General features: G+C 71.6%; 19 protein-coding genes and 2 pseudogenes. 5 read left to right on the forward strand and 16 right to left on the reverse strand.

Translation table 11 applies throughout. The features are described from left to right. Positions 1 to 100 precede the first annotated feature (100 nt). On the forward strand, positions 101 to 610 hold the full coding sequence (locus ACXJMZ_RS05515; RefSeq protein ID WP_457028853.1) for a nuclear transport factor 2 family protein: 510 nt from the start codon (positions 101 to 103) through the stop codon (positions 608 to 610). Here the strand turns inward: ACXJMZ_RS05515 and pcrA are convergent. The 3 genes from pcrA to ACXJMZ_RS05530 all read right to left on the reverse strand — a co-directional run bounded on the left by pcrA (position 495) and on the right by ACXJMZ_RS05530 (position 5,294). Continuing rightward, complete coding sequence (gene pcrA, locus ACXJMZ_RS05520) at positions 495 to 3,140, reverse strand: DNA helicase PcrA (protein ID WP_457028854.1); 2,646 nt, start codon at positions 3,138 to 3,140, stop codon at positions 495 to 497. The genes ACXJMZ_RS05515 and pcrA overlap by 116 nt on opposite strands. A 92-nt stretch (positions 3,141 to 3,232) precedes the next feature. Next, positions 3,233 to 3,931, reverse strand: a complete 699-nt coding sequence (locus tag ACXJMZ_RS05525; RefSeq protein ID WP_457028855.1) for a LuxR C-terminal-related transcriptional regulator — start codon at positions 3,929 to 3,931, stop codon at positions 3,233 to 3,235. Continuing rightward, positions 3,924 to 5,294: an ATP-binding protein gene (locus tag ACXJMZ_RS05530; RefSeq protein WP_457028976.1), complete on the reverse strand. Its 1,371-nt coding sequence runs from the start codon at positions 5,292 to 5,294 to the stop codon at positions 3,924 to 3,926. The genes ACXJMZ_RS05525 and ACXJMZ_RS05530 overlap by 8 nt, the downstream gene beginning before the upstream one ends. A 214-nt stretch (positions 5,295 to 5,508) precedes the next feature. Between ACXJMZ_RS05530 and ACXJMZ_RS05535 the strand changes: the two genes are divergently transcribed. Both ACXJMZ_RS05535 and ACXJMZ_RS05540 read left to right on the forward strand, forming a co-directional pair. Beyond that, on the forward strand, positions 5,509 to 6,978 hold the full coding sequence (locus tag ACXJMZ_RS05535) for a PspC domain-containing protein (protein WP_457028856.1): 1,470 nt from the start codon (positions 5,509 to 5,511) through the stop codon (positions 6,976 to 6,978). Further along, a complete protein-coding gene (locus ACXJMZ_RS05540; RefSeq protein ID WP_457028857.1) occupies positions 6,975 to 7,211 on the forward strand; it encodes a hypothetical protein in 237 nt (78 codons plus the stop codon). Before ACXJMZ_RS05535 ends, ACXJMZ_RS05540 begins: the two co-directional genes overlap by 4 nt. Here ACXJMZ_RS05540 and ACXJMZ_RS05545 read toward each other — a convergent pair. The 8 genes and pseudogenes from ACXJMZ_RS05545 to ACXJMZ_RS05580 all read right to left on the reverse strand — a co-directional run bounded on the left by ACXJMZ_RS05545 (position 7,208) and on the right by ACXJMZ_RS05580 (position 18,350). Further along, entirely contained in the window at positions 7,208 to 7,663 is a 456-nt protein-coding gene (locus tag ACXJMZ_RS05545) for a QcrA and Rieske domain-containing protein (protein ID WP_457028977.1), read from the reverse strand. The two genes, ACXJMZ_RS05540 and ACXJMZ_RS05545, sit on opposite strands and share 4 nt — an antisense overlap. Before the next feature lie 42 nt (positions 7,664 to 7,705). Next, positions 7,706 to 8,224, reverse strand: a pseudogene (locus tag ACXJMZ_RS05550) (DoxX family membrane protein); the annotation flags it as partial. Between the two features lie 161 nt (positions 8,225 to 8,385). Beyond that, on the reverse strand, positions 8,386 to 9,981 hold the full coding sequence (gene guaA / locus ACXJMZ_RS05555) for a glutamine-hydrolyzing GMP synthase (protein WP_457028858.1): 1,596 nt from the start codon (positions 9,979 to 9,981) through the stop codon (positions 8,386 to 8,388). 743 nt (positions 9,982 to 10,724) lie between these two features. Next, complete coding sequence (locus tag ACXJMZ_RS05560) at positions 10,725 to 12,221, reverse strand: hypothetical protein (RefSeq protein ID WP_457028859.1); 1,497 nt, start codon at positions 12,219 to 12,221, stop codon at positions 10,725 to 10,727. Positions 12,222 to 12,270: 49 nt separating this feature from the next. Next, complete coding sequence (locus tag ACXJMZ_RS05565) at positions 12,271 to 14,037, reverse strand: GMC oxidoreductase (protein ID WP_457028860.1); 1,767 nt, start codon at positions 14,035 to 14,037, stop codon at positions 12,271 to 12,273. A gap of 42 nt (positions 14,038 to 14,079) precedes the next feature. Next, positions 14,080 to 15,699, reverse strand: a complete 1,620-nt coding sequence (locus tag ACXJMZ_RS05570; protein WP_457028861.1) for a succinic semialdehyde dehydrogenase — start codon at positions 15,697 to 15,699, stop codon at positions 14,080 to 14,082. A gap of 71 nt (positions 15,700 to 15,770) precedes the next feature. Beyond that, entirely contained in the window at positions 15,771 to 17,345 is a 1,575-nt protein-coding gene (locus tag ACXJMZ_RS05575; RefSeq protein WP_457028862.1) for a protein kinase domain-containing protein, read from the reverse strand. A gap of 54 nt (positions 17,346 to 17,399) precedes the next feature. Further along, positions 17,400 to 18,350, reverse strand: coding sequence for a hypothetical protein (locus ACXJMZ_RS05580; RefSeq protein WP_457028863.1), 951 nt, complete (start codon positions 18,348 to 18,350; stop codon positions 17,400 to 17,402). Between the two features lie 125 nt (positions 18,351 to 18,475). Between ACXJMZ_RS05580 and ACXJMZ_RS05585 the strand changes: the two genes are divergently transcribed. Continuing rightward, on the forward strand, positions 18,476 to 18,994 hold the full coding sequence (locus tag ACXJMZ_RS05585; RefSeq protein WP_457028864.1) for an SHOCT domain-containing protein: 519 nt from the start codon (positions 18,476 to 18,478) through the stop codon (positions 18,992 to 18,994). A 1-nt stretch (position 18,995) separates the two neighbouring features. Here ACXJMZ_RS05585 and ACXJMZ_RS05590 read toward each other — a convergent pair whose 3' ends face one another. After that, on the reverse strand, positions 18,996 to 20,567 hold the full coding sequence (locus ACXJMZ_RS05590; RefSeq protein WP_457028978.1) for a serine/threonine-protein kinase: 1,572 nt from the start codon (positions 20,565 to 20,567) through the stop codon (positions 18,996 to 18,998). 186 nt (positions 20,568 to 20,753) lie between these two features. Here ACXJMZ_RS05590 and ACXJMZ_RS05595 point away from each other — a divergent pair, with 186 nt between their 5' ends. Continuing rightward, entirely contained in the window at positions 20,754 to 21,236 is a 483-nt protein-coding gene (locus tag ACXJMZ_RS05595) for a hypothetical protein (protein WP_457028865.1), read from the forward strand. Positions 21,237 to 21,297: 61 nt separating this feature from the next. Here the strand turns inward: ACXJMZ_RS05595 and ACXJMZ_RS05600 are convergent, their stop codons facing one another. From ACXJMZ_RS05600 to ACXJMZ_RS05615, 4 genes and pseudogenes are all read right to left on the reverse strand, one after another. Then, positions 21,298 to 22,422, reverse strand: a complete 1,125-nt coding sequence (locus tag ACXJMZ_RS05600; protein WP_457028866.1) for a GuaB3 family IMP dehydrogenase-related protein — start codon at positions 22,420 to 22,422, stop codon at positions 21,298 to 21,300. A 133-nt stretch (positions 22,423 to 22,555) separates the two neighbouring features. Further along, positions 22,556 to 24,001: pseudogene (gene guaB, locus ACXJMZ_RS05605) on the reverse strand (IMP dehydrogenase); the annotation flags it as partial. 252 nt (positions 24,002 to 24,253) lie between these two features. Further along, positions 24,254 to 24,883, reverse strand: coding sequence for an RNA polymerase sigma factor ShbA (gene shbA / locus ACXJMZ_RS05610; RefSeq protein ID WP_457028867.1), 630 nt, complete (start codon positions 24,881 to 24,883; stop codon positions 24,254 to 24,256). A gap of 195 nt (positions 24,884 to 25,078) precedes the next feature. Further along, positions 25,079 to 25,690: a response regulator transcription factor gene (locus ACXJMZ_RS05615; RefSeq protein ID WP_014136228.1), complete on the reverse strand. Its 612-nt coding sequence runs from the start codon at positions 25,688 to 25,690 to the stop codon at positions 25,079 to 25,081. Positions 25,691 to 26,028: the final 338 nt, after the last annotated feature.

Below are 26,028 nucleotides of genomic sequence, written 5' to 3' on the forward strand. Positions count from 1 at the left end.
CACCGTTAAGGGTGACTCAACGATCCTTGCGCAGAAGCGCGTTGATCGGCGCGGCGGCCCGCCTCAGAGTGGAACCACCACCGAGCAACAGGAGCCCCCGATGTACGTCACCACCGACCACGCCCTCGCCGCCACCGCCGAGGACCCGACCGCCCTGCTGCGCGAACTCCGCGACCGGACCGAGATCCTGGACGCGCTGCTCCGCTTCGGTCTCGGCCAGGATCTCCACGACAAGGACCTGTTCGCCTCCGCCTTCGCCCCCGACGCCGAACTCGACTTCCGCCCGGCCGCTGCAAAGTGGGGAGCCGAACCGCCGCTGATGACCGGACGCGAGGCCATCGTCGGCGACATCCTCGCCATGTTCGCCGACCGGGTGGTCACCACCCACGTGGTGACCAATCCCCGGATCACCGTGACCGGCGACACCGCCTCGCTGACCGCCCTGGTCGAGGCCCAGCACCTGCTGACCGCGGACCACGCCACCCACGCACTGCTCAAGAACCGCTACGCCGTCGACCTGGTCCGGGACGACGCCCGCTGGACCATCCGCCGCCTGCACATCGACAACGTCTGGTACACCGGCGACCCCAACGCGATCTTCGGCGGCTGAGCTCGCCCGTGGTCGCCACCACCGTGCCGAGCCCGAAGCTGTCGTGGGTGACCCGGTCGCCGACCGCCAGCGAGACGGCCTCCCGCTCGGTGACCCGCCGGGCCGACTGACCCCAGCCGGCCTTCGGCGAACTCGCCGCCCCCGCCGACTTCCTGGCACCCGAACCACCCGAACCACCCGAGCCGGACAAGCCACCCGAGGACGAGAACCGCGAGGCCGGCACCGCCGACGCCCCCGTACGCTTCCACTCCACCAGCTCGGCCGGGATCTCCTCCAGGAACCGCGAGGCCGGGTTGTACGAGGGCTGCCCCCACGCACTGCGCAGCACCGACCTGGTCAGGTACAGCCGCTCGCGCGCCCGGGTCAGCCCGACGTACGCGAGCCGCCGCTCCTCCTCCAGCTCCTTGACCTGGTTGAGCGCCCGCATGTGCGGGAAGATCCCGTCCTCCATGCCGGTCAGGAACACCACCGGGAACTCGAGCCCCTTCGCGGTGTGCAGCGTCATCATCGTGATAACCCCTGCCCCGTCCTCGTCGTCGGGGATCTGGTCCGAGTCCGCGACCAGCGCGACCCGCTCCAGGAAGTCCGCCAACGAGCCGACCGGCGGCGTCCCTTCGTCGTCACCCTCCGGCCGCTCGCCCGGGTCCTGCTCGTACTCCAGCGCCACCGAGGCAAGCTCCTGGAGGTTCTCCACCCGGGTCTCGTCCTGCGGGTCGGTCGACGCCTGAAGCTCCGCCAGATACCCGGTCTCCTCCAGCACCGCCTCCAGCACCGCCGCCGGACCTGCCCCGGATTCGACGATCTGCCGCAGCCCGGCCATCATCTCGTTGAACTTGCGCACCGCGTTGGCCGACCGGGCGGCCATCCCGTACGCCTCGTCCACCCGCACCAGCGCCTGCGAGAAGCTGATCCGCTCACGCTGCGAGAGCGCGTCGATCATCGCCTCCGCGCGGTCGCCGATCCCGCGCTTGGGCACGTTCAGAATCCGCCGCAGCGGCACGGTGTCCTCGGGGTTCGACAGCACCCGCAGGTACGCGAGCACGTCCCGGACCTCCTTGCGCTCGTAGAAGCGCACCCCGCCGACCACCTTGTACGGCAGGCCGACCCGGATGAACACCTCCTCGAACACCCGGGACTGCGCGTTCGTCCGGTAGAAGATCGCCACGTCACCGGGCCGGGCGTGCCCGGCATCCGTCAGCCGGTCGATCTCGTCGGCGATGAACTGCGCCTCGCCGTGCTCGTCGTCCGCGACGTAGCCGATCACCTTCTCGCCGTGGTCACCGGCCGTCCAGAGCTTCTTCTCCCGGCGCCCGGTGTTGCGCTCGATCACCGAGTTCGCGGCGCTCAGAATCGTCTGCGTGGAGCGGTAGTTCTGCTCCAGCAGGATGGTGGTCGCGTTCGGGTAGTCCTCCTCGAACTGGAGGATGTTCCGGATCGTCGCGCCACGGAAGGCGTAGATCGACTGGTCCGCGTCACCCACCACGCACAGCTCGGCCGGCGGCACCTCGGACAGCCGGCCGGCCGCCGGGTTCACGAAGTCCCCGTCCACCGTCCGCTTCGGCTTCGCGGCCACCGCGCCACCGCTCAACTCCCGGACCAGCATGTACTGGGCGTGGTTGGTGTCCTGGTACTCGTCGACCAGGATGTGCCGGAACCGCCGCCGGTAGTGCTCGGCCACGTCCGGGAAGGCCTGGAGCAGGTTCACCGTGGTCATGATGATGTCGTCGAAGTCCAGCGCGTTGGCTTCCCTCAACCGCCGCTGGTAGAGGTGGTACGCCTCGGCGAGCTTCCGCTCCATCGGGTTCGCCGCCTGGCCGGCGTACGTCTCCTCGTCGATCAGCTCGTTCTTCAGGTTGCTGATCTTCGAGGTGAAGGACTTCGGCGGGAACTGCTTCGGGTCCAGGTCCAGATCCCGGCAGACCAGCGCCATCAGCCGCTGCGAGTCCGCCGAGTCGTAGATCGAGAAGCTCGACGTGAAGCCGAGCACCTTGCTCTCCCGGCGCAGGATCCGCACACACGCACTGTGGAAGGTCGACACCCACATCGCCCGCGCCCGCGGCCCGACCAGCGCCTCGACCCGCTCCCGCATCTCGCCCGCAGCCTTGTTGGTGAAGGTGATCGCCAGGATCTCCCCCGGCTGCACCCCCCGCGCCCCGAGCAGATACGCGATCCGGTGCGTCAGCACCCGGGTCTTCCCCGACCCGGCCCCGGCCACCAGCAGCAGCGGCGACCCCGAGTGGATCACCGCCTCCCGCTGCGGGTCGTTCATCCCCTCCAGCAGCTGCGCCGGATCGATCACCGTCCGCGCCGCACCGTTCCGGTAGAACGCGTCCCGCTCGGCCTGAGCCGCGTGGTCGGTCTGGAACAGCCCGTCCGGCACCGCCTCTTCGTACGAGTCGTCGTACGGCACATCGTCGTACGGCGGCGGCTCCTCGTCCGCGAACGGGGGCTCTGCGGGTGGCTGCTTCGACCCGGCCGAGGACGGAAGCTCGAAGCCGGGGAGCGGAAGGTTGTCAAAGAGGCTAGTCATGGCCCTACGAGTCTATGGGCCCGCACCGACACCTCCGGAGAAAACAGCGCACTCCCCCCGACCCCAGCCCCCGCCCCGGCGCCGGACTGCCGTCAGACCAGCCGGCGGGCCGTCGCCCAGCGGGTCAGCTCGTGCCGGTTGCTCAGCTGGAGCTTGCGCAGCACCGCCGACACGTGCGACTCCACCGTCTTCACCGAGATGAAGAGCTGCTTGGCGATCTCCTTGTACGCGTAGCCGCGCGCGATCAGCCGGAGCACCTCGCGCTCGCGCTGGGTGAGGCGGTCCAGGTCCTCGTCGACCGGCGGGGTGTCGGTGGCGGCGAAGGCGTCCAGCACGAAGCCGGCCAGCCGCGGGGAGAACACCGCGTCGCCGTCCGAGATCCGGAAGATCGCGTTCACCAGGTCGGCACCGGTGATGGTCTTGGTGACGTAGCCGCGCGCGCCGCCGCGGATCACGCCGATCACGTCCTCGGCGGCGTCGGAGACCGACAGCGCCAGGAACCGGACCCCGTTCGGGTCGGACATCAGCGGTGCGGAGCGGCGCAGCACCTCGACCCCACCGCCGCCGGGCAGGTGGACGTCGAGCAGCACCACGTCGGGCCGGGTCTCGGCCACCACCTGGATCGCCGACTCGACGTCGTCGGCCTCCCCGACCACGTCGATGCCGGTGACCTCGGTGCGCCCGATCTCGGCCCGCACCCCGGTCCGGAACATCCGGTGGTCGTCCACCAGCACCACCCGGGCAACCCGGTCCGGCCCAGCCTCAACGGCCCCCGACACAGCGTCAGTCATCTGCTCTCTCCATCTCCAGCTCGACCTCGGTCCCGCCGTCCGGCGCGGGCCGCACCCTCGCGGTGCCGCCGTTGCGCTTCATCCGGCCGATGATCGACTCCCGTACGCCCATCCGGTCCTCCGGCACGCTGTCCGGGTCGAAGCCGGGCCCGTGGTCGCGGACGAACACCGACACCGTCCGTCCCTCCACCTCGGCGTAGACCTGGACCGGTCCTCCGCCACCGTACTTGGCGGCGTTGACCATTGCCTCCCTCGCGGCCTGGATCTGGGCCGCGATCCGGTCGTCCATCGGGCAGTCGCCGACACAGACCAGCTCGACGGGCACCCCGTGCAGGTCCTCCACCTCGGCCACCACCGAGCGGATCCGCTCGGCCAGGGTGTCGGGGGCGGCCTCGGCGGCGGCCTCCGGGCGGTACAGCCAGAGCCTCAACTCCCGTTCCTGGGCCCGGGCGAGACGGAGCACCTCCTTGGCGTCGTCGGCGTTGCGCTGAATCAGCGTCAGGGTGTGCAGCACCGAGTCGTGCACGTGGGCGGCGATCTCGGCCCGCTCCTGGGCCCTGATCCTGGCCGTCCGCTCGGTGCCGAGGTCCTGCCACATCCGCAGCGCGTACGGGCCGACCAGCACCAGCACGCCGGCCAGCACCGCGAGCGCGGCCTCGATCACCGAGGACACCGTGGAGTCACTGCCCTGCAGGATCAGGAAGCCGACGGTGCCCGCGACCACCAGCAGCACCCCGGTGCCGACCCTGGTGTACGCGGCCCGCCGCTTGGTGCCCTCCTCCAGACCGAACCAGCGCTGCCAGCGCGAGTCGTCGGCCTGCCGCCAGACCAGCGCGACGCCGACCCCGATGGTGAGCAGCGGCCAGACGTACGGCCTGGCGGTCTGGATGTGCAGCGCGTTGAGCAGTGCCATGATCCCGACCACCAGCAGCAGCAGCGCGAGCAGTTGCCCGAGCCCGCCCCTGGCCGGCCTGGCGTCCGCGACGGCCTCCGAACCGCCTCCGGCCACCGCCGTCTCGCCGTGGAAGGTGCGCTGCAGCAGCTCGCGCAGCCGGCCGACCCGGCCGGGCCGGCCCTTGCGCAGCTCGCCGCCGACCACCGCGTCGGCGGGCACGAACCCGCCGTTGACGTACGCCCAGCGCGGTCCGCCGCCCGGCGCGGGCTGGCCGATGCCGATCGGCACCACGAACCAGAACGCCGCGTACAGCAGCACCCCGATCCCCTGCGCGAAGAACAGCAGCACGAAGGCGACCCGAACCCAGGTGACCGGCAGGCCGAGGTGCAGGGCCAGGCCGTGCGCCACGCCGCCGAGCATCCGTCCGTGCGGGCTCCGGTAGAGCCGGCGGTAGGGCGGGGGCGCCACCCCGAGGTCGGCTGACGGTGCGTCAGAAGTTCGCGGGCCGTCGGGTGCGAGGGGTCTGGGATCGGTGCCGGGTGCTGCCACGCCACCGATGGTCACACGTCCGCCACCCCGAACGCATCAGGGTGGCACCCCCGATCCTTCTCAGGGAGAGATCAGGGTCCGTACCGGGCACCGGAAGGTTGGGCACGAGCGGTCGGACCAGCAGGATGGAGGCATGACGGACGACCAGATCACCGCGCCGGGCCCGACGGGCACGCCGGCCGACCCGGAGCGGCAGCGCCCGCCACTGACCCGCAGCGAACGGCACCGGGTGGTGGCCGGCGTCTGCGGCGGTCTCGGGCGGCACCTGGACATCGACCCGGTGGTGTTCCGGGTGGTGATCGCGGTGCTCTGCCTGTCCGGCGGCCTCGGCCTCTTCCTGTACGGCCTGGCCTGGCTGATCGTGCCGCGCGAGCCGACGGCCGAGGGCCGGCCGGGCCGGACCGAGCTGCAACGGGTGCTGACCGGCCGGGTGGACGGGCAGTCGATCGGCGCGGTGCTGCTGACCTTGATCGGCACCGGGGTGTTCTTCTCCTCGATGGGCGACGGCGGGCAGCTGTTCCCGATCCTGCTGCTCGGCGGCCTGATCCTGCTGGCCGTCAGGTACGACCCGGAGCGGCGCCGCCGGGGCCGCCTCGGCCGGCGCTTCCACCACCGGCAGGACGGCCCGGCCGGGCCGTACGACCGGCCGGTCGACGAGGACGGCCACCCGTACGACCTCGGTGGCACTCCGGCTCACTGGCGGGAGCGGGCGGCCGAGCAGCACGCCCGGGAGCGGTCGGCGGGCACCGTACCGGCCGACACCCCGGCGCCGGGTCCTTCCGGCTACCTCTGGGATCCGCGGCACCCGGAGCGCAACCCGTACGCCGGGCAGCTCCCCCAGCCGCCGCTGGCCCCGCAGCCGCCACCGGCCCCGCGTCCGCCGCACGAGGCCCTGCCGTGGTGGCAGCGCACCGATCTGCCGCCGGGCGACCCGCTGCGCAAGAGCGGCCGGTCCGCCCCGCTGCCGCCGCGGCCGCGACCCGTGGTGCGCCGGGAGCGGTCGTTCCTGGGCCCGGCCGGGCTGTTGCTGGCCGGCGGTGCGGGCACGCTGGCCTGGTGGCTGATGAGGAGTCAGGGTGACACGGTGCGGGTCTCCACCGTGCTGTCGGCCGCACTGCTCGCGCTCGGGGTGGTGGTCCTGGTCGGCGCCCGGTACGGCCGGGCGCGCGGGCTGACCGTACCCGCCGTGCTGCTGACCGTCGCGCTGGCGGCGGCCTCCGGCTCGAACGTCACCCTGGAGGGCAGTTTCGGGGACCGCCTGTGGGCGCCCGCCTCGGTCGCCGACGTGCAGCCCGAGTACCGGCTCGGCGCGGGCGACGCCGGCCTCGACCTGAGCGGGATCGACCCGGCGGGCGGCACCGTCACCACGGCGGCCAAGCTCGGCGCGGGTGACCTGCGGGTGACCGTCCCCGGTGACGTGGACGTCCGACTGACCCTGCACGCCGTCCTGGGCGACGTCCGGGTCGCCGATCGCAACCTGTCCTCGGGGGCGGGCAACAACGTGGAGTACCTGTTGCATCCGACCAACGGTCAGCCGTCCAAGGGGACGCTCGACCTCACGCTCACCGTCGGCCTCGGCGACCTCAGGGTGGTGCAGTCATGAGGAAGCACCGGCTGGACGTCTACTCCCTGATCGCGGGCACCCTGTTCACCGTGATCGCCGTGCTCTACCTGGTCGCCTCGCTGAACGACCGCACGGTGAACGGCCGGATCGTGCTCCCGGTCACCTTCATCGTGCTCGGCACGGCCGGCCTGGCCGGCGCGGTGACGGCGATGACCCGGCGCGGCCGGTCGGCAGGGGAGCTCCCGGCCGACCCCGACGAACGACAGCTCTAGGACTGCACCGCACCCAGGTCCAGCTGGTCACCGTTCTTGGTGACGGTGTACTTGGGCAGCGGCTTGGTGGCCGGTCCGTTGATCACCGCACCGGTGGTGGCGTCGAACTTCGAGCCGTGGCAGGGGCAGTACATCTGGTTGTTCTTCGGAGCGTCCACGGCGCAGCCCGAGTGGGTGCAGACCGAGGAGAAGCCGCAGTACTGCCCAGCCTTGGGCTGCACGATGTAGACCGCGTCGCCGGAGGCCGGGTCCTTCACCTGGGCCGACCCGCCGACCGGGACACTGGCGGCGGCGACCGACACCTTGGCACCGCCCGTGGCGGCACCCGGCGAGGAGGTGGGCGGCGGTGTCGGGGCGGCGACGGTCTTGGTGTCCCGCCCGAAGGTGGCGGTCAGCGACCCGGCCAGCAGCCCGGCCCCGCCCAGCGCGACGGCTGCGATCCCGCCGTCCACCAGCGCCCGGCGGCGGACCTGGTCCTCCGCCAGCCCGCGCCCCCGGTCCCGGCCCGAGCGCCCGGCCAGGTAGCCGTCGACCGACAGGTACGGCGTGCCCGCCAGCACCAGCGGCAGCCAGGCCATCAGGTAGACCAGGTCGTTGCCGAGGTAGTACGGCGCGACGTTCCAGCTGACGGTCAGCCAGAGGCTGAGGCTGATCAGGGCGCCACCGGTGGCCGCGATCCGGCCCCAGAGGCCGAACAGGGTGCCGAGGCCGACCGCCAGCTCGCCGAAGGCGATGGCCAGCGCGAAGAAGGTGGGGTAGTCCAGCGCCGGACCGAGCGCCCAGCCGATCGGGCTGAGCGGCTTCACGGCAGTGGTCTGCGAGACGAAGGAGGCCGCGTCACCGGCCCCGGCCAGGTAGTGCGAGTCCGACAGCTTGTCGAAGGCGGCATAGACGAAGGTCAGTCCGAGGAACAGCCGGAGCGGCAGCAGTGCGTACCGGGTGCCCAACTCCCGCCACTGCGCCACTCGTTCCGCTCTTCCCGACTGTTCCGGCCCACCATGCCCCACCGCCATGCGCCGACACCCTCCGCTCACGGCCCGTCAACTGCTGACAGGTCCGGTCCGATTCTGCCCGTTGTCCCGCCGTTTCGGTGGCACGGCCCCCTACCGAAACGGCCGCGCCGCCACCCCTTCATACGGGGGCAGCGGCGCGGCCGTTCATCACACGGTGGGAATTACTCCCACTCGATGGTGCCCGGGGGCTTGCTGGTGATGTCCAGCACCACCCGGTTGACGTCCTTGACCTCGTTGGTGATCCGGGTCGAGATCTTCGCCAGCGCCTCGTACGGCAGGCGGGACCAGTCGGCCGTCATGGCGTCCTCGGAGGAGACCGGGCGCAGCACGATCGGGTGACCGTAGGTGCGGCCGTCGCCCTGCACGCCGACGCTGCGGACGTCCGCCAGCAGGACCACCGGGCACTGCCAGATCTCGCGGTCGAGACCGGCCAGCGTGAGCTCCTCGCGGGCGATCGCGTCGGCCTCGCGGAGCAGGTCCAGCCGCTCCTTGGTGACCTCACCGACGATCCGGATCCCCAGGCCGGGGCCCGGGAACGGCTGGCGCTGGACGATCTCCTCCGGCAGGCCGAGCTCCTGGCCGACCATCCGGACCTCGTCCTTGAACAGCTTGCGCAGCGGCTCGATCAGCTTGAACTGCAGGTCCTCGGGCAGCCCGCCGACGTTGTGGTGCGACTTGATGTTGGCGGTGCCGGTGCCGCCACCGGACTCCACCACGTCCGGGTACAGGGTGCCCTGGACCAGGAACTCGACCTCTTCGCCGTGCTCGCCGGCCTCGGCCACGATCTCGGCCTGGGCCTGCTCGAAGACCCGGATGAACTCCCGGCCGATGATCTTGCGCTTCTGCTCGGGGTCGCTGACCCCGGCCAGCGCGGTCAGGAAGCGCTCCTGGGCGTCGACCACCTTGAGCTGGATGCCGGTGGCGGCGACGAAGTCCTTCTCGACCTGCTCGGTCTCGCCCTTGCGCATCAGACCGTGGTCGACGTAGACGCAGGTGAGCTGCGAGCCGATGGCCCGCTGCACCAGCGCGGCGGCGACGGCGGAGTCCACGCCACCGGAGAGACCGCAGATCGCGCGCTTGCTGCCGACCTGCTCGCGGATCAGCGCGACCTGCTCGTCGACCACGTTGACGGTGGTCCAGTTCGGCGCGATCCCGGCACCCCGGTAGAGGAAGTGCTCCAGGATCTGCTGGCCGTGCGTGGAGTGCAGCACCTCGGGGTGGTACTGGACCCCGTAGAGCTTCTTCTCGTCGTTCTCGAAGGCGGCGACCGGCACCACGTCGGTGGACGCGGTGACGGTGAAGCCCTCGGGGGCGGCGGAGCAGGCGTCGCCGTGCGACATCCAGACCGCCTGCTCGGCAGGGGTGCCCTCGAACAGGGTGGAGCCGGACTTGCTGACATGCAGTTCGGTGCGGCCGTACTCACGGGCACCGGAGTTGTCGACGGTGCCGCCGAGCGTGATGGCCATCAGCTGGAAGCCGTAGCACATGCCGAAGACCGGGACTCCGGCCTCGAAGATCGCGCGGTCCAGGCGGGGCGCGCCGTCCTCGTAGACCGAGGAGGGGCCACCGGACAGGATGATCGCCTTCGGGTTCTTGGCGAGCATCTCGGCCACCGGCATGGTGCTCGGGACGATCTCGCTGTAGACCCGGGCCTCACGCACCCGACGGGCGATGAGCTGGGCGTACTGGGCGCCGAAGTCGACCACCAGTACGGTGTCGAGCTCGGGAGCGGACAGGTCGGGAGTAGCAGAGGACACGGACGGCCTTCCGGCAGCGGTGTGGGGGTGTCACCTCAGATTCTACCGGCCGACACAGCGCCCCTGTTTCACCCGCTTGCCCACGCCGTCCGGCGTGACCGGCGCCCGGCAGGATCGTTGCTCCTGACGACCGCACCTTCCGGGTCGCGCCTGCCAGGCGCGAGGCCGGCCGGGTGGTCGAACCCGACCCATGCGCGTGGATCTCTCAGTCCACCGGCGCGCGTGGCGCCGCCGCTCCCCTGTCGGGGACGGCCCGCCGTGGGACCGTGCGCGGGTGGTGTGACCGGATCGGCAGGGGACAGCCGCCCGGGCACGACTGAAACCAGTGAAAGAGGTACGGCGGCCTGCGTCCGGGACGCCGGGCTCCGGCCGCCGTACCTCTGGAGCTCTCGACCCGTCCCCACTGGCCACTACTACGGAGCGTAGTCGACCTTCCGGTCTGATTCGCTCGTCTCCGAACCGTCGGACAGGGTACGCCGGTCCGACCGAGTACGAGGCGGACTGTACCGAACTGCGTCGAACCGGTTGCAGACCCGGGGCTCCGTCCAGCACGATGCTGCATGCGGGGTTGACCTGTCGTCAGCCTGAACATCACGCTCCGTTAAGGGACGCCTCGCGTCCGGACCATCCTTCCGGACGGCGCTCATCCCCCGGCGCCGTCACCGCAGCACCGGCGCCGCCCTGACGCCGTGTGCTGAACGACAAAGGGCCCCGTTCCCCCGCGGGGCCCTTTGCCCGTCCGGCTACCTGTCGGTCGTGTGCGAGTCCAGCACCTCACCGGTGAACGGCACGTGTGTCGGCTGCGGCGGGACCACTGACGGCAGCTCAGGCGGCAGCACCGGCAGCACCGGCAGCGGCTCGCGGCGGAACAGCAGCGGCACCGCGAACGCACCGACCGCCGTCCAGACCAGGTTGGCCGCAAGGACCGGGAGCACCGCCAGACCGACCGAGGCCTCGGCGCCCACGGGCTCGGCCGGGTCGACCCCGAACGCCTCGCCGGCCATGCCACGCAGGTCGACGCCGCTCCACTGGGTCATCCCGGAGAGCAGCATCAGCAGGCCGGCGCCGATCCAGTAGAACCCCGCCGCCCGGATCCGGCCGGCCAGGTCGAACCGGCGCACCGCCCAACCGAGCAGCAGAGCGGCAGCCAGCGCGAGCAGTACGGTCCACCGCCAGTGACCGGTCTGCCCGGCCAGGTCGAAGAGCGAGAAGTTCTGGTCCAGGTCGTCGCGCAGGTCGACCTCGGCCGGCCCGCTGCGCTCCTGCCACAGCCCCGCTGTGGCACCCGAGCCGAAACCGAGCAGGTTCAGCCCGAGGTTGGGCAGCACCAGGAGCCCCAGCAGTGTCACCTCCAGCGGCATCAGCGAAGCCGTCAGGACCAGCGCCACCACGGCGGCCAACGCGACCGTCAGCGACAGCGCCCGAGCGGCGGCCGCGGCACTCGCCGTCCAGTCGCCGAGGGCCCTGCGCAGCCTGTCCGCGCCGTACACCCCCGCAGCCAGAGCCGTGGCCAGGACGGCCGAGCCGAGTGTCGACCAGGCCGTGCCGACCGACACCGTCACATGGTCGGCAAAGGCGAACTGGAACAGCCAGTCCATCGGCCCGCCCAGTTCCTCCCGGCGGCCGGAGGTGTGGTGATCGACCCCGGCGAGCAGGCCGAGCGCGGCGGTGACCACCACCGTCAACAGCACCGGGCGTCCGGCTTCGACCAGCAGCCGACGGACGGTCGGCTCCGGCGCCAGGCGCCGCCTGGCCGCCCGGAGGCCGTATGCGAACAGAACGGCCCAGAGCAGGGTGACCGTCATCGGCAGTACCCAGATCTGGTTGACCATCGCTGAGGAGAACTTCTCGTCACCGATCTCGATGCGACTGCCGACCGGGCCGCCGAAAGCGGTCAGCACGACAGCGAGCGCGACGCCGAAGCGAGTGCCGAAGCCGAGGGTTCCGCGCTCGCCGGCCAGGCCGAACGACACCAGCAACGCGACCACCAGCAGCAGCGCGGTCGGCGCGGCCACCACCCTCAGCGCCGGACGCCAGTCGGCCTCGGTGAACCAGCGCAGCACGGCCGGCCGGGGCCGCGCCCCGACCTCCACCCCGGCTCCCCAACTCCCCTGCTGCAACGGCGCACCGAGCCCACCACCGCCGAACTCGACCTCACCGATCGCGAACGACTGCCCGCACGCCGCACAGCGCGTCGCCCCATCGGCCGACGCCGCGCCGCACCCACCACAGATCGCCATCTCGTCCCCCTCGTCAGGGGCCGTTTATCCCACCGCCGTCGAGAGAGTGTCAACCGAGCTTCTTCGGCACCTTCGGCACCGGGATCAGCAGCTCACCGAAGGCGCCCTTCGGGACGGCCGGCGCCAGCGGGGTGACCGCGGGCACCCGGCGGTACTCCGCGCCCTGCTCGGGGCGGGCGTCCGCCTCGCCCTTGTTCGGCCACATCGACATAGCCCGCTCCGCCTGGGCGGTGATGGTGAGTGAGGGATTGACGCCGAGGTTGGCGGAGATGGTGGAGCCGTCCACCACGCTGATGCCGGGGTAGCCGTAGAGCCGCTGGTACGGGTCGACCACGCCGCCCTCGGGGCTGTCCGCGATCGGGCAGCCGCCGATGAAGTGGGCGGTCATCGGGATGTCGAAGATCTCGCCGACCGTGCTGCCGGCGAAGCCGTTGATCGACTCGGCCAACGCCCTGGCGCCCGCCTCGGCGGCCGGGATGTACGTCGGATTCGGTGCACCGTGACCCTGACGGGAGGTCAGCTTGCCCTTGCCGATCCCGGACTTCTTCAGCGAGACGGTGATCGAGTTGTCCAGCGACTGCATCACCAGGCCGATGATGGTCTTCTCCGACCAGCGGTGCTGGTTCATCGACTGCGCGAAGATCACCGGGTGCCTGGCCGCCGTGACGGCGTACCGCAGCCAGCGCGGCCCGCGGCCGACCCCGGGCACCTGCTGCACGCTGAGTGCGCCCATCGCGTTGGAGCCCTTGCCGTAGCGGACCGGCTCGATGTGGGTGAACTCGTCCGGGTGGATCGAGGAGGTGATCGCGACGCCCTTGGTGAAGTCGACCTTCTCGCCGTACCGCCGGTCGGTGGTGGAAGCCCCCACCAGCGCCTCGGAGTTGGTCCGGGTCAGCTCTCCGAGCCTGGCCGAGATGGCGGGCAGATGGCCGTTGTCGCGCATCCGGTGCAGCAGGGTCTGGGTGCCGTAGGTACCGGCCGCGACCACCACCCTGGCGGCGGTGATGGTCCGGGCGCCGGCCTTCTCCCGGTCCTTGGAACGGGAGTTGGTGCGCCGGACGTCTACCGCGAAGCCGCCCTCGACCGGGCGCAGCCGCTCGACCGTGGTGAGCGGGTGGATCTCGGCGCCGTTCCGCTCGGCCAGGTAGAGGTAGTTCTCGGTCAGGGTGTTCTTGGCCCCGTGCCGGCAGCCGGTCATGCACTCACCGCACTCGATGCAGGACTTCCGCTTTGGCCCGGCCCCGCCGAAGTACGGGTCCTCGACCTCGGTGCCCGGCGCCACCTTGGCCTCGCCGTCACCGTCCCGGCCGTCGCCGAAGAAGACGCCGACCGGCGCCAGGTGGAAGGTGTCGGCGACGCCCATCTTCTCGGCGGCGGCCTTCAGGTGGACGTCGGAGGGGGTAATGGTCGGGTTGGTACGCACCCCGAGCATCCGCTGGGCCTGGTCGTAGAACGGGCCCAACTCCTCCTGCCAGTCGGTGATGTGCTGCCACTGCCGGTCCTCGAAGAACGGCTTCGGCGGGACGTACAGGGTGTTGGCGTAGTTCAGCGAGCCGCCGCCGACCCCGGCCCCGCCCAGCACCAGCACGTTGGCCAGCAGGTGGATCCGCTGGATGCCGTACAGGCCCAGGGCGGGAGCCCAGACGTAGTTCTTGGTGTCCCAGGAGTTCTTCGGCAGCTCGTCCGGGCCGAACCGCCGCCCGGCCTCCAGCACCGCGACCCGGTACCCCTTCTCGGTCAGCCGCAGCGCGGCCACCGAACCGCCGAAACCCGAACCCACCACGACCACGTCGTAGTCGAGAGCGCCATCCGCCATTGTCTGCAACTCCTAGAAAGAACGCTCTACTTGAAGCCTCGACTACTTGAAACGGAGGACCTTCAACGCCTTCAGGCTGGTGGTGAACAGCGCGGCGAACTTCTCGTCGTCCAGACCGAGCGAGGGCCCGATCGGCAGCATCCGCTGGGTGGCGATGGTCTGCGCCTCGGTGAAGCGCAGGATGCCGTCCGAGCCGTGCCGGCGGCCGAGCCCGGAGTCGCCCATGCCGCCCATCGGCGCGCCGACCGAGCCGTAGGCCGCGGCGTACGCCTCGTTCACGTTGACGGTGCCGGTGCGCAGCCGGGCCGCGATCGCCCGGCCGCGCCGGGCGTCCTTGGTCCAGACGCTCGAATTCAGGCCGTACGTGGTCGAGTTGGCGGCCTCGACCGCCTCGTCCTCGGTGTCGAAACGGTAGACCGAGACGACCGGGCCGAAGGTCTCCTCGCCGCAGACCGACATGCCGGGGGTGACCCCGTCCAGGATGGTCGGCTCGAAGAACAGCGGGCCGAGGTCGGGACGGGCCTGACCGCCCGCCAGCACGGTGGCGCCGGCCTTGACGGCCTCCTCCACATGCCGGGTGACGGTCTCCAACTGCCGGTCGGAGACCAGCGATCCCATGTCCGCCCCGTACGCCAGACCGCCGCCGAGCCGCAGCGCGCTGGTCCGCTCGGCGAACCGGCGGAGGAACTCCTCGGCCACCGAGCGGTGCACGTAGAGCCGCTCGATCGAGATGCAGAGCTGCCCGGCGGAGGAGAAGCAGGCCCGGACGGCGCCTTCGGCAGCCTTGTCCAGGTCCGCGTCGGCGAGCACCAGGAGGGCGTTCTTTCCGCCCAGCTCCAGCGAGGCGCCGACCAGCCGGGCGGCGGCGCGCTGGGCGACGTCGCGGCCGGTCCGGGTGGAGCCGGTGAACGAGACGTAGTCGGCGTGCTCGACCACGGCCGGGCCGATCACCGGTCCGTCGCCGATCACGATCTGCCAGAGGTCGGCGGGCAGCCCCGCCTCGATCAGCAGCTCGCGGGCCCAGAGCGCGGTCAGCGCGGTCTGTGTGTCCGGCTTGTTGACCACCGCGTTGCCGGCCACGAAGGCGGGCAGCGCATCGCCGACCGAGAGCTCCAGCGGGTAGTTCCACGGCGAGATCTGCCCGATCACGCCCTTGGGGCGACGGGCCTCGATCGCGTGTGTGAGCACCGGCATCGCACCGCCACGACGGCGGTCGCGCAGGTAGGACGGCGCCTTCCGGCCGTAGTGCCGGGCCGCCAGCGCGGCGCCGAGCACCTCCTCGAAGGCGTGCAGCCTGGCCTTGCCGGTCTCGGCCTGGATCAGGTCGAGCACCTCGTCCTGCCGCTTCAGCAGCAGGTCGTGGAAGCGCAGCAGCACTCCGGCCCGGCGGCGCACCGGCAGCGCGGCCCACGCCTTCTGGGCCCGCCTGGCCAGCTGGTACGCCACCTCGACGTCGGCCGGGGTGGACTGCGGCAGGGTGGCCAGCCGCTCGCCGGTGAGCGGAGCGGTGGTGTGCACCAGCTCGGGCTCGCCGGTCGCGGTGACGCCCTTGGCGAGCCGGGCGACCACCGCCGCCGGGACCGCCGAGGCGACCGTCCGGGCCGCGCCCGGGGCGGCAGGGTTGCGTCCGGTGGTCTGTCCGACTGCCGTGATGTCCGTCATGGGGCGCAGCCTAGGCGCTCGAAGCCCCGAACGGTACCCGTCGGTAACAGGAAAATATCTGTGGCAGATCTTTATCTCGTCGGTACGAACTCGTTGAGTACCGTGGTCAGGATCCGCTGCCCCGCGACCCAGTCCTTGTCGTTGTCCGGCGTGGCCACCAGCAGCGTGTACGAGGTGCCCTTGGCATCCCGGAACTCCACGTCCTTGACGTGCCGTCGGTTACCGTCCTTGGTGTACGTGAACTCCCAGACCGCACCCTCGGCCCCGTTCACGTCCACCTTGGTCAGCGAGATCTGCCGGTAGTCCTTGCTCGCCTTCTCGACCGACAGCTCCAGCTCCCGGAAGTGCGCGATCGGCGCCAGCGGCTGGCCCACCGCCACCGCGAACTGCAGGTAGCGCTGGCGGCTCTCCGGCCGGTCCGGCGAGTAGTAGATCTGGTTGTTCTCCACCGAGCGCGCCCAGGTACCACCCTCGGTCGGCAGCAGGAACCGGAACCCGGCCGGATCGTCCACCCAGCGGTAGCCCTTCGGCGCGGCCGCCGAGGACTCCGACGTGGTCGGCACCGGGCTCTGCTGCTGCTCCTGCGCCGCCGCGCCGCCCTTCGTCACGGTGGTGACCGCGTACGTGGCGGCCCCCGCCAGCACCGCCGTGGCCACCCCGGCCACCAGCACCCGGAGCCAGACCCGACGACGGGCCAGCCGCTCGGTCGGCGGTTCCGGTGCGACCACCGGCTCGGCCGGCTCGGACCGGTCCACCACCGGGACGGACTGGGTCGGCTCCACCTGCGGCCGGGGCGCGGGCGCCGCCTTGATCTCCAGGGTGTGACCGGCCGTCACCTCCGCCAGCATCCGCAGCGCCTGGTCCGCCCCCGGCCGGTCGGCCGGGTCCTTCGCCATCAGCGCCGCCAGCACCGGGCCGAGCGCCCCTGCCCGGCGCGGCTCCGGCAGCGGGTCACCCACCACGGCGGCCAGCGTGGTGATCGGCGAGCTGCGCCGGAACGGCGACTCGCCCTCCACCGCCGCGTACAGCGTCGCGCCGAGACCCCACAGGTCAGAGGCCGGTCCCGGACGCTCGCCCTGGGCCCGCTCCGGCGCCAGGTAGTCCGGCGATCCGACCAGGTCCCCCGGCCTGGTCAGCTCGGTCGAGCCCTCGAAGGTGGCGATCCCGAAGTCCAGCAGCACCACCCGTCCGGTGCCGTGCTCCAGCAGGACGTTGGCGGGCTTCACATCCCGGTGCAGTACGCCGAGTTGGTGCCCCCGGTGCAGCGCGGCCAGCACCTGGGCGCCGACCTCGGCCGCCTCCCGGGGCGTCAGAGTGCCGTCCTGGCTGATCACATCGGCCAGCGAGCGGCCGTCGATCAGCTCCATCACGATCCACGGACGGCCGTCCTGCTCCAGCACGTCGTGGATGGTGATCACACCGGGGTGCTTGATCCGCGCGGCCGCCCTGGCCTCGCGCTTCATCCGGGACTGGAGGATCTCCAGCTCCTCCTCAGGCAGATGGCTGACCGTCAGTTCCTTGACCGCCACCTCGCGGTCCAGCAGCTCGTCCCTGGCCTGCCAGACCGTGCCCATCCCGCCCCGGCCCAGCCGCTCGCCCAGCGCGTATCTGCCGGCCAGCAGCCGCTGACCCTCCCCTGCGTCCACAGTGGCTGCTCCCCCGTACCAGACGTTCGATTCACGTTCCCTGCACAGGTTAGATCAGCCCCCGAACGCGACCACCGCCGCCAGGGCCGCTGCCAGCAGCACCAGCACCCCGCCCACCAGCAGCGGCCCCAGCAGCATCGGGCTGACCTTCCGTCCGGCCCGGCCCGCGGTCACCACCGGGGTCTTCGCCCGCGGCCTGCGCACCACCGGACCGCGCGGCCGGACCACCGGCAACAAGGGGGTCACCCGCTCGAACGGCTCCGGCGCCCCGGCCAGGAACGCGGCCAGCCAGGACCGCAACTGTCCCAGCGTCAGCCCCCCGGCCAGCAGTCCCTCGACCGCAGGCCGGAGCGGACCACAGCCGTCCGCCGGGGCGGCCCGCCCGTCCCGGACCGCCGCCAGCAGCTCGCCCAACTCCCGCTCCGGGTAAGGTGAGTGGCCGGTCAGCAGCCGGTACATCAGCACCCCGAGCGCCCAGCCGTCCCCGGCCGCCCCGCCGACCGGCGCCCACCGCTCGGCCCGCACCCCGAGCAGCACCGCCCGCGCCTCGTACACCCGGCGCGGCACCGGACCGCCCAGCGCGGCACAGAACCCCTCCTCCGCCGCCCCGGCCAGCAGCCCGCCGAGCAGCGCCGCCCCGTCCTCGCCGACCAGCACCGAATCGGCCGAAACGTTCCCGTGCACCAGCCCGGCCCGGTGCAGCGCACCCAGCGCACCCGCCAGATCCGCCGCCAACTCCGCCACCCGGTACGGCGACCACGGCCGCTCGGCCAGCTCGGCCAGCGGCACCCCGGCGGGCAGTTCCTCCGCAACCCAGAGCCGCCGCCCCTCGACGAACGCCCCGAAACCCCGCAGCAGCCGGGAGTGCACCGGCACCGTCGCGAGCCCGGCCGCCAGCCGCCCGGCCAGCCCGGTCCACGGCTCCGCGTCCCAGTCGTCCTGATTGAGCAACTCCGGCAGATCGAGCGCCACCAGCCGGGTCTGCTCACCGCTGTGAGACTCCACCGCGCGCACATCAGCACCGATCGGACGGTCCGTCACCCGGTACCGCCCGCCTACCACCTGCCCCGGGGCCAGCATGCGTCGTCCCTCCCTAGGGGTGTCACAGTACGCGGGCTAACCTCGAAACCATGGACTGGACCGATCTGATCGACGTAGCCTTCGACGCCCTGGGCAGTGACAGCAACAGGAGCTCGGCCCTGCACGCGGTGCAGCAGGCCGCCCTGCCCGACGAACAGCCGGTCGCCGCCACCGCCGGACGCCACCCCGACCACTTCCGCAAGGGCGCGCTGGTGCTCACCACCCACCGCCTGCTCTTCCTGAAGGACGGGAAGCCCCCGGTGCCGGTTCCGCTGGAGGGCGTCACCGACGTGACCGTCACCAGGAGCCGCCTGAACGGCGAGATCCTCCAGGTAGTCGCCCTCACCGGCGCCCACCGCTTCGAGGACGTGAGCAAGGCCGAGTTCTTCGCCGAGCAACTCCGCAGCACCGCCCGGTCCGCCCACGACCGGCACCACGCCCCGGCCCCCGCCGCTCCGGCCCCCACCGACCTGCTCGACCAGCTCGAACGGCTCGCCGCCCTGCGCACCGCCGGGGCGCTCACCGACCAGGAGTTCGCCCTCGCCAAGGCCAAGCTGCTCCAGGGCTGAGCTACTGCGCGGGCTGGAAACTGTCGAAGGACACCTGCCGGGCCTGCACCAGGTCGGCCCCCGCCCAGGACGCCTCCGGGCTGGTCCAGTAGATCGCGTAGCCGTACTTGCCGGTCACGAAGCCCCGGTTGAGCGAGTGCACGCGGGTGCCGTTCTTGTCGTACGTCCACTCCCAGTCGGCCGCGTTGGTCCAGGAGCGGTAGGTGAGCGCCCGGGTCCCCAGGCTCTGGTACCCGGGGAAGTTCTTCTTCCCCTCCCGGTCCGAGCCCTCCCAGTCCGCCAGCGCGCTCTGGCCCGGCGTCCCGGTCCACTCCACGATCAGCGTGCTGCCGTTGGCCCGGAAGATGTGCTGCGCCCCCTTGATGCCTTCGTCCTTGAGCCAGTCGGGCACCTTCACGGTGAAGCCCTGCGAACTGTGCACCTCCCGATAACCCGTCAGCTGACTCGGCGTCGGCGCGGGCGTCGGGCTCTGCGCGGCAGACGGGGCGGCAGACGGGGCAGTGGACGGAGCGGTGGACACCGCCGGCGACGCCGCCGCCGAGCCGGGCGCGGCCGGGGCGCTCGCCACGGCGGACGTCTTGACCGCGTCCGCCGAGCTCGTGCCCTTCTTCTTCCACGGCTGCCACATCAGCGCACCCGCCACCAGCACCGCGACCACCAGTACGGCCGCCACCGCCAGCAGCGTCCGCCGGGACGGCGCGGCCGCCGGTATCGCCGCCACCTCGGTGGTGGACTCCGCCCGCACGGTGCCCTCGGCCACCACCCGGCGCAGCAGCGGCCGGGCCGCCGCCGCATCCACCCGCAGCGCCGGGTCCTTCTCCAACAGCCCCTCGATCAGCGGCGTCAGCAGCCGTCCGGCGTTCACCGGCGGCGTCAGCGGCTCGGTCATCACGGCCGTCAGGGTGGCCAGCGCGGAGCCCCGGTCGTACGGGGGCCTGCCCTCGACCATCGAGTACAGCGTGCCGCCCAGCGACCACATGTCGGCCGGCGGTCCGGGCTTCTGGCCCCGGGCCCGCTCCGGCGAGATGTACGAGGGCGCGCCGACCAGCATGCCGGTGGAGGTGACCGAGGTGTCGCCCTCCACGCTGGCGATGCCGAAGTCGGTCAGCACCACCCGGCCGTCGTCCCCGATCAGCACGTTGGACGGCTTCACGTCCCGGTGCAGGATGCCCAACTCGTGGGCCTCGCACAGCACTCCGAGCACCTCGAGGGCGATCTCGGCGGCCCGGACCGGCGTCAGCGGGCCGTCCTCCTTGATCACCTCGGCCAGCGAGCGGCCGCCGACCAGTTCCATCACGATCCACGGCCGGTCGTCCTCCTCGACCACGTCGAAGACCGTCACCGCCGCCGTGTGCCTGATCCGGGCGGTCGCCTTGGCCTCGCGCAGGGTCCGGACCACCAGCCGGTGCCGGTCCTGCTCGTCGACGCCGTCGTGCATCCGGAGTTCCTTGACCGCGACCGTCCGACCGAGCATCTCGTCCTCGGCCCGCCAGACGGTGCCCATGCCACCGCGCCCGAGCACCCCGGTCAGCCGGTAACGCCCGCCCAACAGACGTCCGCCGGTCTCGGTCATCGCCACGTCCCCCATAGTGCGGTCGGCCAAGCCCCCATCATGTCGTGTCACCCCGACCACGCGTCAGCCGCCCCCGGGCAGAGCGGAGTTCGTACTCGACCCGTGATCAGAAATGGCTGTTCCCGGCCACTTCGGCGCTGCTAGCGTTCGCCGTCGTTCACTTCTTCTCCCCGGGGGACACCCACCATGAGCACCGACCTGCCCGGCCCCACCATGCCCGCACCACCGGCCGCCCCGGCTCCGGCCGCCCCGGCTCCGGCCGCCCCGCAGGCCCAGGGCGTCGCCATCGCCGCCGCCGTCGGCGCCGCGATCGTCGCCGGGCTGGCGTACGGCTTCATCGCCAAGGCCATCGAGCGCGAGATCGGCTGGGCCGTGATCGGCATCGCCGCCGCCGTCACCTTCACCCTGGGCCGGCTCGGCGGCCGGGGTCAGGCGCTGCCCGTGATCGGCGCGGCGCTGAGCGTCCTCGGGCTGTTCTTCGGCCAGATCTTCACCATGGCGCTCTTCGGCCACCAGGAGCTCGGCCTCTCGGTCGTCGACCTGCTGACCAGCCGACTGGACCTCACCATCGAGGTCTGGAAGGCCGAGCGCGACATCATCGACGTGCTGTTCTACGGCTTCGCGGTGTACTTCGGCTACACCTACACCGCCAAGTTCGCCTCGTCCTGACCCGCAACGCCGAAGGCCCCCGCCGTGTCGTCACGGCGGGGGCCTTCGGCGTGATGCACCGTCAGCGGTGCTGCGCGGGGTTGACCGTCACCTCGACGCGCTGGAACTCCTTGAGCTCCGAGTAGCCGGTGGTGGCCATCGCCCGGCGCAGTGCGCCGAACAGGTTCATGGTGCCGTCGGGGGTGTGCGACGGGCCGGTGAGGATCTCCGCCGTGGTGCCCACGGTGCCGAGGTCCACCCGCTTCCCACGCGGCAGCTCCTCGTGCACGGCCTCCATGCCCCAGTGGAAGCCCTTGCCGGGTGCGTCGGTACCCCGGGCCAGTGCGGCACCGATCATCACCGCGTCCGCGCCACAGGCGATCGCCTTGGCCAGGTCGCCGCTGTAGCCGACCCCGCCGTCCGCGATCACGTGCACGTACCGGCCGCCGGACTCGTCCATGTAGTCCCGGCGGGCGGCCGCGACATCGGCCACGGCGGTGGCCATCGGGACCTGGATGCCCAGCACGTTGCGGGTGGTGTGCGCGGCACCGCCGCCGAAGCCGACCAGCACACCGGCGGCGCCGGTCCGCATCAGGTGCAGCGCGGCGGTGTAGGTGGCGCAGCCACCGACGATCACCGGGACGTCCAGCTCGTAGATGAACTGCTTCAGGTTCAGCGGCTCGGCCGCACCCGAGACGTGCTCGGCGGAGACCGTGGTGCCCCGGATCACGAAGACGTCCACGCCCGCGTCGACCACGGCCTTGGAGAACTCGGCGGTCCGCTGCGGCGAGAGCGCGGCGGCGGTGACCACACCGGACTCACGCACCTCCTTGATCCGCTGCTTGATCAGCTCCGGGTCGATCGGCGCGGAGTAGATCTCCTGCAGCCGACGGGTGGCCTGGGCCTCGTCCGAGATGGTGGCGATCTCGTCCAGCAGCGGCTGCGGGTCCTCGTAACGGGTCCACAGACCCTCCAGGTTGAGCACACCGAGCCCGCCGAGCCGGCCGATCTCGATGGCCTGCGCGGGCGAGACCACGCTGTCCATCGGCGCCGCCAGGAACGGCAGCTCGAACCGGTAGGCGTCGATCTGCCACGCGATCGAGACCTCCTTCGGGTCGCGGGTACGGCGGCTGGGGACGACGGCAATGTCGTCGAAGGAGTACGCCCGGCGGCCGCGCTTGCCTCGCCCGATCTCGATCTCAGTCACTTCGAGCCCTTCCTGCTGCTTGCTGGTCGCCCCAAGTATCCCGTACGCGGCCCCCTGGCCCTCGCCACGACCGCACCATGGACACCCGAAACGGCAGGGCACCACCTGCGGAACTGCCGCGGGTGGTGCCCCTCTCCTTGAGGCCCGCCGAGGTGATCCGGACGAACCGGCCCTTGGACTCCATCTCGGCGACCGTGGCCGCGCCGACGTAGCCCATGGTCTGCCGCAGACCGCCGACCAGCTGGAACAGCACCGTGGACAGCGGGCCGCGGTAGGGGACCTGGCCCTCGATGCCCTCGGCGATCAGCTTCTCGTCCGAGGAGACCTCGGCCTGGAAGTAGCGGTCCTTGGAGTACGAGCGGCCCTGGCCGCGCGACTGCATGGCGCCCAGCGAGCCCATGCCCCGGTAGGACTTGAACTGCTTGCCGTTGATGAACAGCAGCTCACCCGGCGACTCCTCGCAGCCGGCCAGCAGGCTGCCCAGCATCACGGTGTCGGCACCGGCGGCCAGCGCCTTGCCGATGTCGCCGGAGTACTGCAGGCCACCGTCACCGATCACCGGCACGCCGGCCGCCTGACAGGCCACCGCGGCCTCGTAGATCGCCGTCACCTGCGGGACGCCGATGCCGGCCACCACGCGGGTGGTGCAGATCGAGCCCGGGCCGACGCCGACCTTCACACCGTCCACGCCCGCGTCGATCAGCGCCTGGGCGCCGTCCCGGGTGGCCACGTTGCCGCCGACCACGTCGACCGCGACGGCCGACTTGATCTTGGCGATCCAGGACAGCGCGTTGTGGCTGTGCCCGTGCGAGGTGTCCACCACCAGGAAGTCCACCCCGGCGGCCACCAGGGCCTGGGCCCGCTCGAAGGCCTCGGCGGAGGCACCGACGGCGGCACCGACCAGCAGCCGGCCCTCGGCGTCCTTGGCGGCGTTCGGGTACTTCTCGGCCTTGACGAAGTCCTTGACCGTGATCAGACCCTTGATCCGGCCCTCGTCGTCGACCAGCGGGAGCTTCTCGATCTTGTGCCGGCGGAGCAACGCCATCGCGTCCACACCGGAGATCCCGACCTTGCCGGTGATCAGCGGCATCGGGGTCATGATCTCGCGGACCTTGCGGTTGCGGTCCGACTCGAAGGCCATGTCGCGGTTGGTGACGATGCCGAGCAGCTTGCCCGTCTCGTCCGCGATCGGCACACCGGAGATCCGGAACTTCGCACAGAGCGCGTCCGCGTCGCCCAGCGTGGTCTCCGGACCGACCGTGATCGGGTCGGTCACCATGCCGGACTCGGAGCGCTTGACCAGGTCGACCTGGTTGGCCTGGTCCTCGATCGAAAGATTGCGGTGCAGCACGCCGACGCCGCCCTGGCGGGCCATCGCGATCGCCATCCGGGCCTCGGTCACCTTGTCCATCGCGGCCGAGAGCAGCGGGATGTTCACGCGGACGTTGCGAGAGACCCGGGAGGAGGTGTCCACCTGGTTCGGGAGCACCTCGGAGGCACCGGGCAGCAGCAGGACATCGTCGTAGGTCAGTCCGAGCATCGCGAACTTCTCGGGTACGCCTGCGGCGTTGTAGGACATGAGTGGGGACCTTCCGTGGCGGCCGTCGAATTGATCCCGTGCCCGCTGAGGGTTCGGGCACGCTGCTCTCGAACCGGCACCAGCTCAGACCACCAAGACACCCGAGGCCCTGGAGGAACCTCCAACGGAACCTCACGCGCACCCGCGAAACTTTGGCGACCTGCCCAGGCGCCGATACCCCATGGTACTGGCATCCCGAATGCCGAACTCGCGCCCCCTTGACAACACCGCGAGGGCTCGATCCCTTCCAGGTCAGGAAGGTTCCCCGGTCAGCTCGGCCAGCGCGCGCAGCCGGCTGAGCGCCCGGTGCTGGGCGACCCGGACCGCGCCGGGCGACATCCCGAGCACCTCCCCGGTCTCCTCCGCCGACAGCCCGGCGGCCACCCGGAGCAGCACCAGCTCGCGCTGACGGGCCGGCAGATTGGAGAGCAGCTCCTTGGCCCAGGCGGCGTCGCTGCTCAGCAGCGCCCGCTCCTCGGGGCCGAGCGCGTCGTCCGGCAGCTCGGGCATGTCGTCGGGCGGGATCACGGTCGAACCGGGGCCACGCATCGCGGCCCGCTGCAGGTCGGCCACCTTGTGCGCGGCGATCCCGTAGACGAACGCCTCGAACGGGCGCCCCTCGTCCTTGTACCGGGGCAGCGCGCAGAGCACCGCCACACAGACTTCCTGGGCCACGTCGTCCACGTGGTGCCTGGCGCCGCCGGGCAGCCGGACCAGCCGCCCCCGGCAGTAGCGCAGGGCCAGCGGGTGGACGTACGCCAACAGGGCCTCGACGGCCGGGCCCTCGCCCGACACCGCCGCAGCGACCAGGGAGCTCAACTCGACCGAGGCCACCGATGCCGAGGGCGAACCGCCGGCTCGGGGAGGATCGTCGTCGCGCATCGGTCCATGGTGCCTGGTCGGAGCGGAAAACATGGCACCGCGTCCGGAGTTGTGCATCGGAACGTTATGCGCCTCCCCCACCGCCGCCTCCGCCCGCTGGTCCCCGAGGTGCTCCATTACTCCATGGTGCAGCCTCGGGACCGTAACGTCACACGTCTGAGCGAGCATTGGACTCTGCCGGCCGGTGAGGGCCGGTCAGCGGACCAGGCCCCAACGGAAACCGAGCGCCACGGCGTGCGCGCGGTCCGAGGCGCCGAGCTTCTTGAACAGCCGCCTGGCGTGCGTCTTCACGGTGTCCTCGGAGAGGAACAGCTCGCGCCCGATCTCGGCGTTGCTCCGGCCGTGGCTCATCCCTTCGAGCACCTGGATCTCACGCGCCGTCAGCGTCGGTGCGGCACCCATGTCCGGGCTGCGCAGCCGGCGCGGGGCGAGCCGCCAGGTCGGGTCGGCCAGGGCCTGGGTGACGGTGGCCCGCAGCTCGGCGCGCGAGGCGTCCTTGTGCAGGTAGCCCCGGGCCCCGGCGGCTACCGCGAGCGCGACCCCGTCCAGGTCCTCGGCCACCGTGAGCATGATGATCCGGGCCCCCGGGTCGGCCGAGAGCAGCCGACGGACCGTCTCCACCCCACCCAGGCCGGGCATCCGGACATCCATCAGGACGAGATCGGAGCGGTCGGCCACCCAACGGCGGAGGACCTCCTCACCGTTCGTCGCCGTGGTCACCCGGTCGACACCGGGGACCGTCGCCACCGCGCGGCGAAGCGCCTCCCGGGCGAGGGGGGAATCGTCGCAGACGAGTACGGATGTCATGACCGTCCTCCGCAGCTGATCCGCGTCACGTTGAGCCTCCTGGCTGGTACGAATCTCTCCGACACGGCCGAATGACGAAGGACTTCGGTCGGACCGACGGTCTCCCGTGATCGTTCCCGACGTCCAGCGTCTGCTAACCGCCTCCGCACTTCCAACGACCGTCACTCGAATGAGTTACGGCTTTCAGGGCCATCTCCACCACTGTACGTGGCCGACCCGTTACCGATCAGCCGCATCGCGGTGCACACGCCGCGCATTTGTGCTGATCACACGCATGCCGCGCACCACCAGCGCTCTTGAGCATCCCCCCACGCCCCCGGCGCCACCCGAATGCCACG

It is taken from the genome of Kitasatospora sp. P5_F3, assembly GCF_054049135.1.